Here is a 16,064-nt window from a genome sequence, read left to right as displayed (position 1 = left end):
GAGTCCAACTTCGGGCGCCAGACAGTGAAAAAGCCGCGAGCGATCGCGGCTTTTTCGTTTTGCGGCCGGCTCAACCCAGCTTGAAATCGACCGGGATCAGACCATAGGCCTGCACCGGCCGGCCGTTGTCGATGGCCGGCTGGAACTTCCAGCGGCGCAGCACCTGCGTGCGGGCGGCGTTGTCCAGGCTGCGGTTGCCGCTGCTGTGCTCGATGCTCACTTCCAGCGGCGCACCGTCCTCGCCGACCAGCACGCGCAGGGTCACCGTGCCCTGGATGCCGGCCAACAGCGCGTCGCGCGGGTAGGCCGGCGCCGGTGCGCGCAGGTAACGCAGCTGCACGCCCTGAAGCGGCGTGGCCGGGCCGTCGCCGCCGACGGCCAGCGGGGTATCGACGACGGGGGCGACATCGACCGGCAGGTTCATCACCGCCTCGGTGGCGAATACCGGCACCGGTGCGGTTTCCACCGGTGCGGGCAGGGCCGGCTGGCGTGGCGGCGGCGTGATGCGGGTGATCGGCACCGTGGGCGGCGCCGATGGTGGCGTCACCGGTTTCAGCTCCGGCACCTGCCAGCGGGGCTCGCGGGCCGTGTCGCTGCGGACCGGCGCTTGCGAGAGGGGAACCAGCAACAGGCCCAGCGCCAGCGCGTGCAGGGCGATGGCCGTGCTGTAGGCGAGGATGCGCGAGGTATCGAAGCGGATCGGGGACGTGCCGGATTGCGTGCGGACCATGTGCCACCTCCATGCGTGGGCGTGTGCCGGGAACAACGCGCGATGACGCGGGCCGGGGTTGCAGGAAGTGGCCCGCGTGTGGGCAGTGCGCCCGTAAATGCGGGTTACGGCAAGCGGGGGCGGGATTTCCGGTCAGCCGGCAGACAGGAACAGGGGCAAGGTGGCGGGGCGTGCAGGAGCGCACCCCGGTGCGCGATGGGGCATTACCGGGAAAGCTCCATCGCGCACCAAGGTGCGCTCCTGCAGGCAGACGAACCTCAACGGCCCAGTTCGAACACCACGTCCAGGTTGACCGACAGCGTGGTTTCGCCCGGCGACACCGCCGTGTCCATCTCGGCCTTGGCCGAACGCGCCATCGCCATCATCGGTACCGGGCGGAAGCCGCCGCTGCTGCCTTCGGAGATGCTGACGATGCGGCGCACGCGCAGGCCCAGCGACTTGGCATAGGTCTCGGCGCGGGCCTGGGCCTTCTTCAGCGCCGCCACGCGGGCCTCGTCGTAGACCGGCTCGGGCTGGTCGATCTCGAAGGACGGGCCGTTGATCTGGTTGGCGCCCTGCGCGGCCAGGCTGTCCAGCACGCGGCCCAGCTTGGTGATGTCGCGGACCTTGAGGCTGACCGTGTTGCTGGCCTGGTAGCCGATGATCTTCGGCGCCTCGTTGTCGGCGTAGCGGTACTGCGGGCCGAGGTTGATGCCGCTGGTGCGGATGTCGCGCTCGGCGATACCGGCGGCCTTGATCGCGGCCATCACCTTGTCCATCTGCACCGCGTTGGCGCGCATGGCGCTGTTGCCGTCGGCGGCCTGGGTGACCACGCCGGCCGACAGCGTGGCCACGTCCGGCACCCGCGTGGCCTCGGCCTGCGCGGAAATGTTGAGCAGGGTGGCGTCGCTGGCAACGGCGGTGGGGATGTTCTGGGCGTGGCTGGTCATCGGGGCTCCCAACGCGAAGGACAGGGCGAGCAGCAGCGGGGCGAGGGTGGTGTGGCGCATGGTGATCCTCCTTGGGTGGATGCTGAAGGTGAGACGGTGGCGATGAACGGGCAGTGAGGTCGGGTGGGGTCGAGTCGTTTCCGGTGGTGTTGCCCGGGGTTCAGGCCGGAGGCACGGGTTATGCTTCGACGATGCTCTACCTTGCCTCCCGTTCCCCCCGCCGCAACGAACTGCTCGCGCGCCTGGACGTTCCGTTCCGCGCGCTGGACCTGGAAGTGCCGGAAATCCGCGCCGCCGCCGAGCCACCGGAAGCCTACGTGCGCCGGGTGGCACGGGACAAGGCGCGGGCCGGCTTCGCGCGGGTGGCCGGCGAGCCGCACGCCGTGGTGCTGGGCTCGGACACCGAGGTGGTGCTGGGCGAGCGCGTCTACGGCAAGCCGGCCGATGCCGCCGACGCGGCGGCGATGCTGCGCACGTTGGCCGGGCGCACGCACCGGGTCATCACCGCGGTGGCGCTGGTGGCGGACGGGCGCGAGGACGAGGTGGTGGTCGAGTCGGAGGTGACGTTCGTGGCGATGGACGAGGCCGAGATCGCCGCCTACGTCGCCGGCGGCGAGCCGATGGGCAAGGCCGGCGGCTACGCGATACAGGGCGGCGCCGAGCGCTGGATCAGCCGCCTGGCGGGCAGCTATTCGGGCGTGATGGGGCTGCCGTTGCAGCAGACCGCGGCGCTGCTGCGCGATTTTGGTGTTACCAAGGATTGAACGGATGTCCGAAGAAATACTGGTGAACGTGACCCCGCGCGAAACCCGCGTGGCGGTGATCGAGAACGGCATGCTGCAGGAGCTGCACATCGAACGTGGCTGGCGCCGCGGCGTGGTCGGCAATATCTACAAGGGCCGGGTGCAGCGGGTGATGCCGGGCATGCAGGCGGCGTTCGTCGAGGTGGGGCTGGAGCGCGCCGCGTTCCTGCACGCCAACGACGTGGTGCGGCCGGCGCCGGTGGCCGCCGACACCGAGGAGACCGCGCCCAGCCTGCCGTTGCCGGCGTCGGTGCCGATCGTCGAGCTGCTGCGCGACGGCCAGGACGTGGTGGTGCAGGTGGTCAAGGACCCGATCGGCAGCAAGGGCGCGCGCCTGACCACGCAGATCAGCATTCCCTCGCGCTACCTGGTGCTGCTGCCGCAGTCGAAGATGGTGGGGGTGTCGGCGCGGATCGAGGACGAGGAGGAACGCGCCCGGCTCAAGGCGCTGGTGACGGAAATCTCGGCCCAGCACGGCGGCTACGGCTACATCGTGCGCACCAACGCCGAAGGCCAGCCGGCCGAGGCGCTGGCCGAGGACATCTCCTACCTGTCACGGGTATGGGCGGTGGTGGAGCGCCGCGGCCGCGAGGCGCCGCCGCGCAGCATCATCTACGAGGACCTGAGCCTGCCGCTGCGCTCGGTGCGCGACCTGATCCGCAAGGACGTGGAGAAGGTGAAGGTGGACTCGAAGGAAACCTTCGGCCAGCTGCAGGCCTTCGTCGCCAAGTACATGCCGGTGCTGGGCGAGAAGCTGGAGCTGTACACCGGCGACCGCCCGATCTTCGACCTGTACGGCGTCGAGGACGAGATCGTCCGCGCCCTGAACAAGCAGGTACCGCTGAAGTCCGGCGGTTACCTGGTCATCGACCAGACCGAGGCGATGACCACCATCGACGTCAACACCGGCTCCTTCCTCGGCCAGCGCAACCTCGAGGAAACCGTGTTCCGCACCAACCTGGAGGCGGCGCAGGCGGTGGCGCGGCAACTGCGGCTGCGCAACCTCGGCGGCATCATCATCATCGATTTCATCGACATGACCGACCCCGAGCACCGCCGGCAGGTGCTGCGCACGCTGGAGAAGTCGCTGGCGCGCGACCATGCCAAGACCACGGTCTATGACTTCTCGCCGCTGGGGCTGGTGGAAATGACCCGCAAGCGCACGGTGGAGAGCCTGGAGCGGCAGCTGTCCGAGCCCTGCCCGGAATGCAGCGGCCGCGGCAGCATCAAGACCGCCGAGACGGTGACCTACGAGATCTTCCGCGAGATCACCCGCGCGGTGCGCCAGTTCGACGCCGCGCGGCTGCTGGTGATCGCCTCGACCAAGGTGGTGGCGCGCATCACCGAGGAGGAATCCACCGCGGTGGCCGAGCTGGAGGAGTTCCTCGGCAAGAGCATCCGTTTCCAAGCCGACGACCAGTACCTGCAGGAGCAGTACGACGTGGTGCTGCTGTGACCCGGCCGGTGCCGGGAGGCGGGGAGGCAGGGGCTGGCATTCATTGCCGGTGTGGCAAGGTGGCTGGCCTTGCGTCCAGAGCCGGTGCCGCCGTTCCTCCTTGACGTCCGGCCCCCGTTTCCCGGCTTCCGACCCCGATGCCCACCCTGCTGCGCCACCGCCTGCGTCGCCTGCGCCGTTACGCGATCTACGCGACGGCGGGCGTGCTCGTGCTCGTGGCCCTGCTGGTGGGTACGCTCAACCAGTTGCTGCCGCTGGTCGAGCGCCATCCGGAGCGGGTGGCGGCATGGCTGAGCGAGCGGGCCGGGCAGCCGGTGGCGTTCGACACGCTGGACACCGCCTGGACCCGGCGCGGCCCGTTGTTGCAACTGGACGGCCTGCGCATCGGCGAAGGCGAGGGCGTGCGCATCGGCCGGGCCGAAGTGCTGGTGTCGCTGTATTCCGGCCTGTTGCCGGGCGCACCGCTGACCGAGCTGCGCCTGCGCGGGCTGGCGCTGACCCTGCAGCGCGCCGACGACGGCCGCTGGTCGGTACGTGGCCTGCCCAGCGCCAATGGCGGTGGCGACCCGTTGGAAACCCTGCGCCGCCTCGGCGAGCTGCAGGTGATCGGTGGCCGCCTGCGCCTGCATGCCCCGTCGCTGGGGCTGGATACCGAATTGCCGCGCATCGACCTGCGCCTGCGCGTGGATGGCGGGCGCGTGCGCGCCGGTGCCCGCGCCTGGATCGACAACGCCGCGCCGCCGTTGACCGCGGTGCTGGATTTCCAACGCCAGCGCGGCGACGGCACCGCCTGGCTCGCCGCCCCTTCTGCACTGGCGGCATGGGCGCCGCTGTTGCATTTCGGCGGCGTCGACGTGCGCGGGGGCAACGGCACGTTGCGTGGCTGGGTGGCGGTACGCGACCACCGCGTCGCCTCGGTCATCGCCGATGCCGACCTGAAGGGCGTGGCGCTGGCCGGTGCCCCGTTCGTCGCGGGCGGGCCCGCGCCGGAGGCCGGCTTCGAGCGCCTGCAACTGCGCGCGCGCTGGCGTCACCAAGGCGGCGACTGGCGACTGGACGCACCGCAGCTGAAGATTGCGACCGCGCAGGGCACGCAGGTGCTGGATGGCCTGCAACTGGCCGGCGGCCGGCAGTTCGCGCTGCGCGGCCAGCGGATCGACGTCACCCCGCTGCTGCGCATCGCCGCGTTGAGCGACAACGTGAAGCCGGGGTTGCGGCAGTGGCTGTACCGCGCCGCGCCGACCCTGCGCTTCGTCGACGTGGACATCGCCGGTCACGGCGATGGTTTGATGCGCGGCCGCGGCGAACTGGAAGAGGCCGCGTTCGCCGCGGTCGGCCACAGCCCCGGCATGAGCGGCCTGCGCGGCCATTTCGAAGGCGATGGCCAGGCGCTGGCGCTGGACCTGCGGCCGGACCACGTGGTGCGCTTCGACTGGCCCACCGGCTTCGGCGTGCTGCACGAACTGAAGCTGGACGGTCGCGCCGTGGTCTGGCGCGAAGGCGCCGGCTGGCAGGTCGCCACCCCGGCGCTGCGGGTGCAGGGCCGCGATTACGCCGCCGACGTGCGCGGCGGGCTGTGGTTCCAGGGCGACGGCACGCGGCCGTGGATCAACCTGGCGGCCAGGCTCGACGACGTGCCGATGACCGCGGCCAAGGGCTTCTGGGTGCGCTCGAAGATGAGCCGGAAGGCGGTGGACTGGCTGGACGCGGCCTTGGTCGGCGGCCAACTGCGCGATGGCACCGGCCTGGCCGTGGGCGACCTGGACGACTGGCCGTTCGACGGCCGCGATGGCCGCTTCGAAGCCGGTGGCCATATCGACGATGGCACCATCCGCTTTGCCCACGACTGGCCGGAGATGCGCGGCGTCGATGGCGACATCGCCTTCATCGCCAACGGTTTCGAACTGCATGGCAAGGGCAACCTGGGCGGGGTCAAGGTCGATGCCTTCCAGGCTGGCGTCGCCGATTTCCACGAATCGCTGCTGCACGTGGACGCGCGCACGCGCGACGACAGCAGGCGCCTGCTGGCACTGCTGCGGCAGGGCCCGCTGCACGCCAGTCATGGCGAAACCCTGGATGCATTGGAAACCAACGGCCCGGCGGCGGTCGATTTCGGCCTGCGCCTGCCGCTGCACGGAGGCGAGGGCAAGGTCAGCGGCACGGTGGAACTGCGCGACGTCACCCTGGCCGACAAACGCTGGGACCTGCGCTTCGACAACGTGCGCGGCAAGGCCGAGTACGGCAGCGACGGTTTCCGCGCGCCGGCCCTGCAGGTCCGCCACAAGGAACATGACGGCGTGCTGTCGCTGGCCGCCGGCGCGCCGGTGGCCGACCCGGGCAACGCATTCGAGGCCGAGTTGGCCGCGGAACTGGACGCGGCCGACCTGCTGGAACGTGCGCCGGAGCTGGGCTGGCTCAAGCCCTACATGCACGGCACCTCGCGCTGGCGCATCGGCGTGAGCCTGCCCAAGGCAGCCGAAGGCAGCGGCAGCGAACCGCCGACCACGCTGCGCCTGCACTCGGACCTGCAGGGCACGCGCCTGCAGTTCCCGGCACCGCTGGACAAGCCGGCCGTCGAGTCCCTGCCGACCCGGGTGACGGCCAGCCTGCCGCTGGGCAGCGGCACCACCGAGGTCGTTTTCGGCAGGCGCATGGCATTGGCCGCGCGTACCCGCAACGGCGCTACCGGCGTGCAGGTGACGCTGGGCAATGACCGCGTGAGCCGCGAACCGCCGGCCGACGGGCTGATGGTGGACGGCCACACGACGACGCTGGATGCACTGGAATGGATCGCGCTGGCGCGCGGGCAGGGCAATGCCGGCGATGAAGGCGTCGCGCTGAAACAGGTGGACGTGCTGGCCGACCGCCTGCTGCTGGTGGGCGGCCAGTTCGATCAGACCCGGTTGCGCCTGCGCCCGGGCAAGGATGCGGTGGCGGTGCAACTGGAAGGTCCGTCGCTGGCCGGCGACGTGCGGGTGCCGGAGGCCGAGGGTGGCACCGTCAGCGGCACGCTGGCGCGCGTGCATTGGCAGGCGGCGCCGACGCTGGCCGGCGAGGCGGGCGATACCCCGTCCGACCCGATGGACCCGGCGAAGATCCCGCCATTGGCGCTGGACATCGACGACCTCGCGTTCGGCAAGGCGGCGCTGGGCAGGACCACGCTGCGCACCCAGCCGCTGGCCGATGGCCTGCAGGTGACGCAGCTGCAGTTCCGTTCGCCGAAGCAGGCCATCGACATGACCGGGCAATGGCGCGGCATCGGCGCGCGGGCGCGGACCGATTTCGACGTGGCCGTGCGCAGCGAGAACCTCGGCGGGCTGATGGACAGCCTGGGCTACGGCGGGCAGCTGCGCGGCGGGCAGGGGCAGATGCAGTTCAGCGCCGGCTGGGACGGCGCGCCGGCCGGGTTCAACCTGGCCGGGCTGGAAGGCACGCTGTCGTTCAACGCCCGCAACGGCCAGATACTGGAAGTGGAGCCCGGCGCCGGGCGCGTGCTGGGCCTGCTCAGCATCACCCAGCTGCCGCGCCGGCTGATGCTGGACTTCCGCGATTTCTTCTCCAAGGGCCTGGCCTTCAACCAGAGCGAAGGCCAGGTGCGGTTCGGCGACGGGCTCGCCCGTACCGACGGGATCAACATGCAGGGCCCGGCGGTGGACATCGTCATCCGCGGCCAGGCCGACCTGCGCGCGCAGCAGTTCGACCAGACCATCGAGGTCAACCCGCGTTCGGGCAACCTGCTCACCGTGGTCGGCGCGGTGGCCGGCGGCCCGGTCGGCGCCGCGGTGGGCGCGGCCGCCAACGCCGTGCTGGGCAAGCCGCTGGGCGAGATCGGCGCCCGCACCTATCGCGTCACCGGTCCGTGGAAGGACCCGCAGGTGGACGTGGCCGAGCGCGAGGAAACGAAGAAGGGCGAGGCTCCCGGCACGCCGCGCTGAGAGCGTGCCGGCGGTGACGGTTCAGCCGTTTCCCTGTAGCATGCTTCCGGTCAGCGAGGGGCTGGCCGGATTCGACCGGGAAGCCCCTTCAGCTCAACGTCCAACCGGGGGTGCACTGGTTTCGACGGGGGTTGTGAAGTCGCTTGGCGCATGCCGAGGGGGTAGCTTTCCTCGTAAATCCAGCTGCAAAACTCATAGTTGCCAACGACGACAACTACGCTCTGGCCGCTTAAGGCCTAAGCCCCGAAACAGCTTGTGTCCGTGCTCGCTGCGTAGGGTCATCATCACGGAATCGCATGGGGTGGCTGCCCGCCAGCCTCAAGCTAGATAAAGCGGGCTGGCTCCGGGATGCGCTTTGCACGCCGTGCTGTCCCGGGGCGAGATTCAACGGCGAGCTAAGCATGTAGTGCCGGGGATGGAGTGCCTTCGGACGGCGGTTCGATTCCGCCCACCTCCACCATATTGAGATGCCGGGACTTCCCGGAGCATCACGGGGCCCCTGGAAAATCAGGGGTTTTTCTTTGTCCGCTGTCTGCCGATGTTCGCCAACATCACTGGAGATCACTCAAATTTGGCGGTACGGTTGGCGGCATGCGGGCGCTGTGCATGAGGACATATCGCCAAAACAGATGCCGCCATGCCCAAGCCCATCAAGCGGCTGCCCCACTCTAGAAGCCGTCAATACCAAGCCGCAGGTCGGGCCGTACAAACTGCGCGATGGCTCGGGCATGTATCTGCTGGTGAAGCCGGATGGGGTGAAGTTGTGGCGGCTGGCCAAGCCGACAAGCTGCCGGAGGCCACGCTGCAAGAGGACGAAAAGCTGCTCACCCTGTACGACATGGCGCTGACACGCAGTGAGGAACAATAACCATGGCCATCATCGAAGGATTTCGCGTTCAAAACTTTCGTGCCTTGCGCGATGTGACGCTGGGCAAGCTTTCCGCGCAGCAAAATGGCAATCCGCTGACGCCTTTCACTGTGGTGATTGGCAAGAACGGCGTAGGCAAGAGTTCGTTGTTCGATGCCTTTGGTTTTGTCGCTGATTGCTTGGCCACTGACGTGGAAACTGCCTGTGACATGAAACAACGCGGTGGCTTTGAGCGGCTGCGCTCCAAGAGTGCGGACGAACCGATTCGCTTCGAGATCTATTACCGCGAAGCGCAGAACGAGCGGCCTATTACCTATGAACTCGCCATTGATCTGGACAGCAGTGGCCGCCCGTTCGTGTTGTCGGAAACCTTGAGGCAACGCCGTAAGGGGCAGAAGCATGGTCGCCCGTTTCCGTTCCTTCGGCTGGAGCATGGCAAGGGTACGGTATGGGCTGGCGAAGAAGCGGTTGACGACGAGCATGAGGAGAGCAACGCCAGTAGTTCAGTGGAACTCACCGATCCTCGTGAACTCGGCATTTCGACCTTGGGGACATTGAAGGAGCACCCACGTATCGGGCAGTTCCGAGATTTCCTCAAGGGTTGGTATCTGTCGTACTTTTATCCTGATGCAGCGCGCAGCCTGCCAAGCGCCGGGCCGCAGCGGCACTTGAACGTGCATGGCGACAACATCGGCAATGTGGTGCAGTTCATGGAACGCGAACACAAGGATCGCTTCCAGAATATTTTGACTCGCATCGCCGGCAAGATTCCCGGTATCGCCAAGATCGACACGGAAGTCACCACCGACAAGCGCGTGCTGCTGCGCTTCAATGATGGCGCTTTTGATGATCCATTCTTCGCGCAGCAGATGTCCGATGGCACGCTCAAGGTGTTCGCCTACCTGTTGTTGCTTGAGGACCCCGACCCGCCGCCATTTATCTGTATCGAGGAACCAGAGAATGGGCTATATCACAAGCTGCTGGAATCGTTGGCACAGGAGTTTCGCGCCCATGCCAGTGGCAAGAAGCATGCGCCGCAGATTTTCGTGACCACGCATCAGCCGTATTTTGTGGATGCGCTGTCTCCGGAAGAGGTTTGGATTCTGGAAAAGGGAGCGGATGGCTATTCGACGATACGCCGGGTTTCCGATCTTGAAATCGTCAGGAATTTGGTAGCGGAAGATTTGCCGCTAGGCGGACTTTGGTACAGCGACTATCTCGATGCGAGGTGAATGTGATGCACATCGAGATTTTGGTCGAAGATACCTCTGGAGAGAAGCTGCTCGAATCATTGCTACCCAAGCTGTTCGGTGAACAAGGCGATCCGCACACTTGGCGGCTTCATGCCTACAAAGGGATCGGTCGCATTCCGAAGAATCTGAATGCAGGCGGCGATCCGGCCAAGCGGATTCTGCTCGATCAGTTGCCCAAACTGCTGCGCGGTTACGGCAAGACGCCGGGCATTGGTGCCGTTGTGGTGGTGTTGGATTCCGATCGCCGCAACTGCGTGGACTTCCTTGCAGAACTCAAGGCGTTGGCGGCAGGCTGCAATCCCGCCCCGAATACGCTATTCCGTATCGCCATCGAAGAGATGGAGGCTTGGTACTTTGGCGACCGGAAGGCGCTGATTACGGCCTACCCGAGAGCAAAGATCGACGTGTTGAACCGCTACGCGCAAGACAGCGTATGCGGCACATGGGAATTGCTGGCGGATGCGATTTATCCCGGTGGTTCTGCCGCCATCAAGAAAGCAAGATGGCCACTGCCGGGACAAGTCAAACACGAATGGGCTGGGAGGATCGGACCGTTGCTTGATCTGGATCACAATCTATCGCCCAGCTTCGGCAAGTTGCGAGATGGCCTGCGCCGTTTGGTGGCGGAGGCGACTTGAACGATCAGTGAAACACCGACGACTCCCTGCCGTGCCGTGTCCTGATGCGCCTAGACGCCAAGACGAAGGAAGTGGGCGAGACGCACTTCGGCTACATCGGCCACATGGCTGCGGTTGGCTGATCGATATGCACGAGTCCACAAAGAACCTGCTTTTTCTTTGTCTGCTTTCCGGTCGGGAGCATTGCCGCGGTTTGCGAAAAGGGGATTGTCGGTAGCACGAAGCCCCAGCATTGCCAGGGCTTCGTGGAGTGCGGCCAGTGAAGCTTACTGGAGCAGGTTGAGCACGTTCTGCGGCACCTGGTTGGCCTGCGCCAGCATCGCGGTGCCGGCTTGCTGCAGGATCTGGGTGCGGGTCAGCTCGGCGGTTTCCTTGGCGTAGTCGGCGTCGCGGATGCGGCTGCGCGAGGCCGAGAGGTTTTCCGAGGTGGTGGCCAGGTTGGCGATGGTGGAGGTGAAGCGGTTCTGGATCGCGCCCATCTCCGCGCGCGAGCCGCTCACCGCGGTCAGGGCCTTGTCCACCATCTCCAGCGCGCGCTGGGCGCCGGCGAAGTCCGCGATGTCCAGGTCTTCCAGGTGGACCTGGGCGGTGCCGGCCGCCGCGGTGACCGGGCCGAAGGCGCTGAAGTCCACGGTGGCATCGGTGCCGTTGGAGGTGCCGCCGGTGACCGAGTCCAGGTCCTGGCCCGACTTCAGCGAGGTCAGCTTGATCTCGTAGGTGCCGCTTCCCGCGGGCGTCTCGGCCAGTTCGGCATACAGGCCGGTCTGGTCCAGCTTGTCGTTGAACGCCTGGACGACCTTCTGCTGCACGTCCTTGGTGGTGTCGGTGTCGCCGACCTTGACGTCGTTCAACGTGACCGACTTGCTCTGGCCGGCGGTGCTGATGTTGACGGTGATGCCGCTGATGGTGCCCGAGGCCGTCGAGGCCGCGGTCACGCCGGCGCCGCTCACCGAATCGGCGAAGCCGGCCCGGCCCAGTTCGTTGATGTTGGCATCGACGATGCTGCTGATGCCGATGGTCTGGCCGGCGTCGGCGCCGACCTGGAACAGGGCGCCGGTGAAGTCGCCGTTCAACAGCTTGGTGCCGTTGAAGCTGGTCTGGTTGGCGACGCGGTCGATTTCGCTCAGCAGCTGCTGCACTTCGGCATTCAGCGCTTCGCGGTCGCTCTGCGAGTTGGTGGCGTTGGCCGACTGCACCGCCAGTTCGCGGATGCGCTGCAGGTTGTTGCCGATCTCGACCATCGCGCCTTCGGCGGTCTGCGCCAGCGAGATGCCGTCGTTGGCGTTGCGCACGGCCACGTCCAGGCCGCGGATCTGGGTGGTGAATCGCTCGGAAATGGCCAGGCCGGCGGCGTCGTCCTTGGCGCTGTTGATGCGCAGACCCGAGGACAGGCGCTGGATGCTGGTCGCCAGGCTGGTGCCGGTGGTGTTCAAGTTGCGCTGGGCGTTCAGCGACATGATGTTGGTGTTGATGACTTGTGCCATGGGACTTCTCCGTTGCTCTCGGGGTCGTGCGTGAAAGGGGAATCGGTGTGGGGCGGTGTCTGGATCAGCGGATCATGTTGAACAGCGACATGGACTGCATTTGCGTGAAGATGGTCTGCGCGGCCTGCAGCGAGGCTTTTTCGAGCTGGTACTGGCCGATGGCCTCGGCGTAGTCGAGGTCGCGCAGCTGCGACAGCGAATCCTTCAGGGTGATGGAGTTCGCTTCGCGCAGCGACGCTGCGTTGTCGATGGCGCTCAGCTGGGCGCCGCCGGCTGCACGGGCGTCGATCATCTTTTCCGACGCGCGGGCGACGTCGCGCAGGCTGGACTGCAGCAGGTTCTGCTGCGCGGTGCGGTCGGCGCTGGTGGCCGTGTCCATGTTCAGCGCCTGCACCAGCCGGTCGATGGTGGAGAACACGTCGCGGTTGCCGGCCTGGCCGACGTTGAATTCGTCGCCGGCCGCGGGCACGCCGGTCAGCTGCATGCGCAGGCCCTGGAACACGATGTCCTGGCCTTCGGAATAGGTGCCGCCGCCGACCGGGTTGCCCAGTTCGTCGAGGATGTCGTAGGTGTCCGGGCCGCTGAAGCGCACGGTGTAGGACTCGCCGTTCCAGGTGGCGCTGCCGTCGCGGCTGACGTTGGTCAGCACGCCCTGGCCGCCGTTGCCGGTGGCGGCGCTGCCGTCGATGCTGCCGTCGCCGGTGCGGATGCGCATGAAGATCTCGCTGCCGGGCAGGGCGTCCTGCACGAAGCTGCCCGGCGCCACTTCCACCTGGCGCTGGGTCTGGTCGCCGTTGTAGACGATGCTGCCGCCGACGGAGGAGAACGGCGGCGCGCCGTCGTTGCTGCCGCCGAACAGGTAGCGGCCGCTGCCGTCGGTGCTGTTGGCCAGCGAGAGCAGCGCGTCGCGCACCGACTTCAGCTCGGCGCTGACGCTCTTGCGGTCCTCGGTGGACAGCGCGGCGTTGTTGGCCTCGAGGGTCAGCTCGTTGACGCGGGTGAGCAGTTCGCCGGCCTGGGCCAGCGCGTTTTCCTGCAGGCCCAGGCGGTTCTGCACGTTGGCGGCGTTGGCGCCGAGCTGTTCCAGCTCGGCCAGCACGCGGTCCATGCCGACGGCGGTGCCGGCGGCGACCGGGTCGTCCTTGGCGGTGACCAGCTTCTGCCCGGTGGCGAGCTGCCGTTCGAGCTGGTTCATCTTGCTCTGCCGGGACAGCATCAGGAACACCGACTGGTCGTACATCATGTTGCTGGAGATGCGATTGTTCATCAGCCCACCGCTCGCAGGATCGATTGGAACAGGGTGTCGGCGGTGGAAATCAGTTGCGAGGCGGCCTGGTAGGCCTGCTGCAGGCGGAGCATGTCCGCCGCCTCCTCGTCCAGATTGACACCGGAAATGGCGTCGCGCGTGGCCTGCGCGTTCTCGTTGATGACCTGCTGCGCCTGCAGCGAATAGTCGGCCGCGCGCGCGGCGGCGCCGACCTGGGTGGTCAGCCCGCCCAGCGCGCCGTTGAGGGTGATGGTGCCGCCGTTGAAGGACTTGGCGTCCTCGACCGCGGCCAGCCGCGTGGCGTTGCCGTTGTCGCTGGAGCCGGCCTGGTTCGGGGCGACGATGAACTGGTCGCCGGCCGCCGGCTTGCCGTCCAGCACCAGGCTCCAGCCATTGGCGCTGATGGTCTGGCCGGGGCTGTAGGGGTAGGGGCCGAGGCCGTCGATGGTGTAGTTGTCGGCGTCGATGAACTCGATGCTGGCGGGGTTGAGCAGGGCGGCGTCGGTGGCGTCGGTCACGTCCACCTTGCCGGCCACGCCGGTGCCGATGTTGCCCAGGTCGGCGCTGGCGCGCACCGGGTTGGCGGCGGCGATGCGCGAGGGGTCGGTGATCGCCACCGACAGGCCGTTGGTGGCCGTGGCGGTGGGCTGCAGCAGGAAGCGGTCGTTGAGCGACGGGGTGCCGCTGATCGTCAATTCGATGCCGTTGACCACGTAGGTCGGGCCGGTGCCGGTCATCGGCACCTGCACGCCGGTGTCGGTGCGGGTGGCGATCCAGTTGCTGCCGTCGAAGCGCAGTTGCAGGTTCTGGCCGTCTAGCGCGGCCAAGTCGTCGTAGCTGGCGCTGATGCTGGCGGTGCTGGCCGGGTCGTTGCCGCTGTGCGCGGATACCTTGGGCGGGGCCAGGTTGAAGAAGTCCACGCCCATGTCGCCGTACAGGTCCATGCCTTCGCGGTGGCTCTGGTTGAACTCCAGCGCCATGCCCACGGCGATGCGGCCCAGCTCGGCCTGCGCCGGGGCGAGGATGGTGTCGCGGAACTCCAGCAGGCCGCCGATGCTGCCGCCCAGCGCCTTGCCGTCCAGGGTGATGGTCTGGCCCTGGGTCACCAGCGCCAGCTGCAGGCGCTCGGGCTGGTACGGGTCGGCCACAGTGGTGACCTTGGAGGCGCTGGTGCCCACCACCAGCGCGTTGCCGCCGGCCGAGTAGACGTTGATGATGCCGCCGTCCTGGATCACCGCGGTGCCGCCGGTGTAGCCCACCAACTGCGTGATCAGCTGGTCGCGGCGGTCGAGCAGGTCCGGCGCGGCCTTGGCCACGTTGCTGCCGATGACGCCGTTGATCTGGGCGATCTCCGCGGCCAGCCGGTTGACCTCGTCGGCGGCGGCCATCAGCCCGTTGTTGACCTCGCTGCCCAGCGATTCCAGGTTGGCCGACATGCTTTTGAAGCGGTTGACCAGCGTGTTGGCACTGTCCAGTACGCTGCGCCGGTCGGCGCTGCCGGCGGCGTTGGCGGACAGGCCGCTGATCGAGTCGAAGAAGTTCGACCACACGCCGCTCAGGTTGGTGGCGCTGTCGGAGAACAGGGAATCGACGCGGTCGGCCATCGCCGAGAGCTGTTGCAGGCGCGCCAGTTCGCCGTTGCTGTCGAGCAGGCGCGAGATCGCCAACTGGTCGGCCACCCGGCGGATGTCGGTGATCTTGGTGCCGTTGCCGACCGTGGCGTAGCCGGCGTCGGTGGGCGAACGCGTGGCGAAATCCACCTTCTGCCGGCTGTAGCCGTCGGTGTTGATGTTGGCGACGTTGTGGCTGGTGGTAGCCAGTGCGCGCTGGAAGGCGAGCAGGGCGCTGGTGCCGGTGGACAGGACGCTGGGCATGGGCGGCTACCTCAACGACGGACCAGGCCGGACAGGCCGGTGGCGTTGGCGAAGGATTGGCCCAGCCGCGCGCCGGCCTGGCCGATGGCGGCCACGGCGCGGTCGATGGTGGGGCCGGCGGCGATGGCGGCGATCTTGGCGGCGTAGCCCGGGTCGGTGGCATAGCCGGCGCGCTGCAAGCCCTGGGCAAAGCCGCGCACGTCGGTGCCGGCCTTCAGCGCGGCCTGGTAGCGCGGGCTGTTCTTCAGCATGCGCACGTAGTCGCCGAAGCTCTCGGCCGGCGAGCCGTAGGCGCGGAAGCTGGCGGTTTCGTTGCGGCGCTGGCCGTCGACGTATTCGTGGGTGGCGGCGGTGGCGCTCTCGCCCTTCCAGCCGGTGGCCTTGATGCCGAACAGGTTGTGGCTGCTGCCGCCATTGGCGCGCTTGATGTTGCGGCGGCCCCAGCCGGTCTCCAGCGCGGCCTGGGCGACCAGCGCGCGCGGGTTGACGCCCAGCTCGCGCGCGGCGCGCTCGGCATGCGGCCAGATGCTGGCGACGAAGCCTTCCGGGGTGTGCGTGCCGAGCTGGTCGGCGGCGGCGTTGGCGCTGGCCGCGTCGAGCGCGCCGCCGTTGTCGGTGGCCGGGCCGACGCCGCTCCAGCGGTCGTTGGCGGCCGCCCAGTCTTGGGGCCAGTCCGCGGCGCCCGGCAGGGCATCGGCGGAACGGGGGGCGTTGCCGCCCAGCGCCGCATGCAGGCTGGCGGTGTCGCGGCCGGCGATCAGGTCCAGCGCCTGCTGTTCAGGGGTGTCCGGGTGGTTGCCGGTCATGGCGTCCAACCCGTAGCTGCC

At 67.9% G+C, this 16,064-nt stretch carries 12 protein-coding genes and 1 other RNA gene; 7 read left to right on the top strand and 6 right to left on the bottom strand.

Annotated features, from left to right (window positions below; all coding sequences use genetic code 11):
- Positions 1–70: 70 nt before the first annotated feature.
- Together ABB34_RS13050 and ABB34_RS13045 are read right to left on the bottom strand one after the other, a co-directional pair.
- Positions 71–730 carry an energy transducer TonB gene (locus ABB34_RS13050; RefSeq protein WP_057641763.1) on the bottom strand — a complete coding sequence of 220 codons (660 nt, stop codon included), beginning with the start codon at positions 728–730 and terminating at the stop codon, positions 71–73.
- A gap of 257 nt (positions 731–987) precedes the next feature.
- Entirely contained in the window at positions 988–1,719 is a 732-nt protein-coding gene (locus tag ABB34_RS13045) for an SIMPL domain-containing protein (RefSeq protein ID WP_057641762.1), read from the bottom strand.
- A gap of 131 nt (positions 1,720–1,850) precedes the next feature.
- On the opposite strand from ABB34_RS13045, the gene ABB34_RS13040 reads away from it, so the two are divergent.
- From ABB34_RS13040 to ABB34_RS14990, 7 genes are all read left to right on the top strand, one after another.
- The gene (locus ABB34_RS13040) at positions 1,851–2,423 is read left to right on the top strand and encodes a Maf family nucleotide pyrophosphatase (RefSeq protein WP_057641761.1); all 573 of its coding nucleotides are present in this window, start codon (positions 1,851–1,853) and stop codon (positions 2,421–2,423) included.
- 4 nt (positions 2,424–2,427) lie between these two features.
- Entirely contained in the window at positions 2,428–3,918 is a 1,491-nt protein-coding gene (rng, locus tag ABB34_RS13035; protein WP_057641760.1) for a ribonuclease G, read from the top strand.
- A 137-nt stretch (positions 3,919–4,055) separates the two neighbouring features.
- Positions 4,056–7,853: a YhdP family protein gene (locus ABB34_RS13030; RefSeq protein WP_057641759.1), complete on the top strand. Its 3,798-nt coding sequence runs from the start codon at positions 4,056–4,058 to the stop codon at positions 7,851–7,853.
- Between the two features lie 106 nt (positions 7,854–7,959).
- Positions 7,960–8,313, top strand: a transfer-messenger RNA (tmRNA) gene (ssrA, locus tag ABB34_RS15000).
- Positions 8,314–8,490: 177 nt separating this feature from the next.
- Positions 8,491–8,721, top strand: coding sequence for a hypothetical protein (locus ABB34_RS15475; RefSeq protein WP_152979626.1), 231 nt, complete (start codon positions 8,491–8,493; stop codon positions 8,719–8,721).
- A 2-nt stretch (positions 8,722–8,723) separates the two neighbouring features.
- Positions 8,724–9,953, top strand: a complete 1,230-nt coding sequence (locus ABB34_RS13025; protein ID WP_057641758.1) for an AAA family ATPase — start codon at positions 8,724–8,726, stop codon at positions 9,951–9,953.
- Positions 9,954–9,958: 5 nt separating this feature from the next.
- Positions 9,959–10,612, top strand: coding sequence for a DUF4276 family protein (locus ABB34_RS14990; RefSeq protein ID WP_083490204.1), 654 nt, complete (start codon positions 9,959–9,961; stop codon positions 10,610–10,612).
- A gap of 266 nt (positions 10,613–10,878) precedes the next feature.
- Here the strand turns inward: ABB34_RS14990 and ABB34_RS13020 are convergent, their stop codons facing one another.
- From ABB34_RS13020 to flgJ, 4 genes are all read right to left on the bottom strand, one after another.
- A complete protein-coding gene (locus ABB34_RS13020; protein WP_057641757.1) occupies positions 10,879–12,096 on the bottom strand; it encodes a flagellin in 1,218 nt (405 codons plus the stop codon).
- 64 nt (positions 12,097–12,160) lie between these two features.
- The gene (gene flgL, locus ABB34_RS13015; protein ID WP_057641756.1) at positions 12,161–13,363 is read right to left on the bottom strand and encodes a flagellar hook-associated protein FlgL; all 1,203 of its coding nucleotides are present in this window, start codon (positions 13,361–13,363) and stop codon (positions 12,161–12,163) included.
- Positions 13,363–15,237, bottom strand: a complete 1,875-nt coding sequence (gene flgK, locus ABB34_RS13010) for a flagellar hook-associated protein FlgK (RefSeq protein WP_057641755.1) — start codon at positions 15,235–15,237, stop codon at positions 13,363–13,365. Before flgK ends, flgL begins: the two co-directional genes overlap by 1 nt.
- A gap of 11 nt (positions 15,238–15,248) precedes the next feature.
- Positions 15,249–16,064: flagellar assembly peptidoglycan hydrolase FlgJ (gene flgJ, locus ABB34_RS13005; protein ID WP_245625452.1), on the bottom strand; the 816-nt coding region annotated here is incomplete at its 5' end.

Source organism: Stenotrophomonas daejeonensis, assembly GCF_001431505.1.
GTDB classification, from domain to species: Bacteria; Pseudomonadota; Gammaproteobacteria; order Xanthomonadales; family Xanthomonadaceae; genus Stenotrophomonas; species Stenotrophomonas daejeonensis.
This window is presented reverse-complemented; position numbering and strand designations above follow the sequence as displayed.

What these genes read in the sequence shown, in the direction of transcription:
- ABB34_RS13050 (WP_057641763.1), bottom strand. Translation starts at nt 730, where the DNA reads ATGGTCCGCACGCAATCCGGCACGTCCCCGATCCGCTTCGATACCTCG.
- ABB34_RS13045 (WP_057641762.1), bottom strand. Translation starts at nt 1,719, where the DNA reads ATGCGCCACACCACCCTCGCCCCGCTGCTGCTCGCCCTGTCCTTCGCG.
- ABB34_RS13040 (WP_057641761.1), top strand. Translation starts at nt 1,851, where the DNA reads ATGCTCTACCTTGCCTCCCGTTCCCCCCGCCGCAACGAACTGCTCGCG.
- rng (WP_057641760.1), top strand. Translation starts at nt 2,428, where the DNA reads ATGTCCGAAGAAATACTGGTGAACGTGACCCCGCGCGAAACCCGCGTG.
- ABB34_RS13030 (WP_057641759.1), top strand. Translation starts at nt 4,056, where the DNA reads ATGCCCACCCTGCTGCGCCACCGCCTGCGTCGCCTGCGCCGTTACGCG.
- ABB34_RS15475 (WP_152979626.1), top strand. Translation starts at nt 8,491, where the DNA reads ATGCCCAAGCCCATCAAGCGGCTGCCCCACTCTAGAAGCCGTCAATAC.
- ABB34_RS13025 (WP_057641758.1), top strand. Translation starts at nt 8,724, where the DNA reads ATGGCCATCATCGAAGGATTTCGCGTTCAAAACTTTCGTGCCTTGCGC.
- ABB34_RS14990 (WP_083490204.1), top strand. Translation starts at nt 9,959, where the DNA reads ATGCACATCGAGATTTTGGTCGAAGATACCTCTGGAGAGAAGCTGCTC.
- ABB34_RS13020 (WP_057641757.1), bottom strand. Translation starts at nt 12,096, where the DNA reads ATGGCACAAGTCATCAACACCAACATCATGTCGCTGAACGCCCAGCGC.
- flgL (WP_057641756.1), bottom strand. Translation starts at nt 13,363, where the DNA reads ATGAACAATCGCATCTCCAGCAACATGATGTACGACCAGTCGGTGTTC.
- flgK (WP_057641755.1), bottom strand. Translation starts at nt 15,237, where the DNA reads ATGCCCAGCGTCCTGTCCACCGGCACCAGCGCCCTGCTCGCCTTCCAG.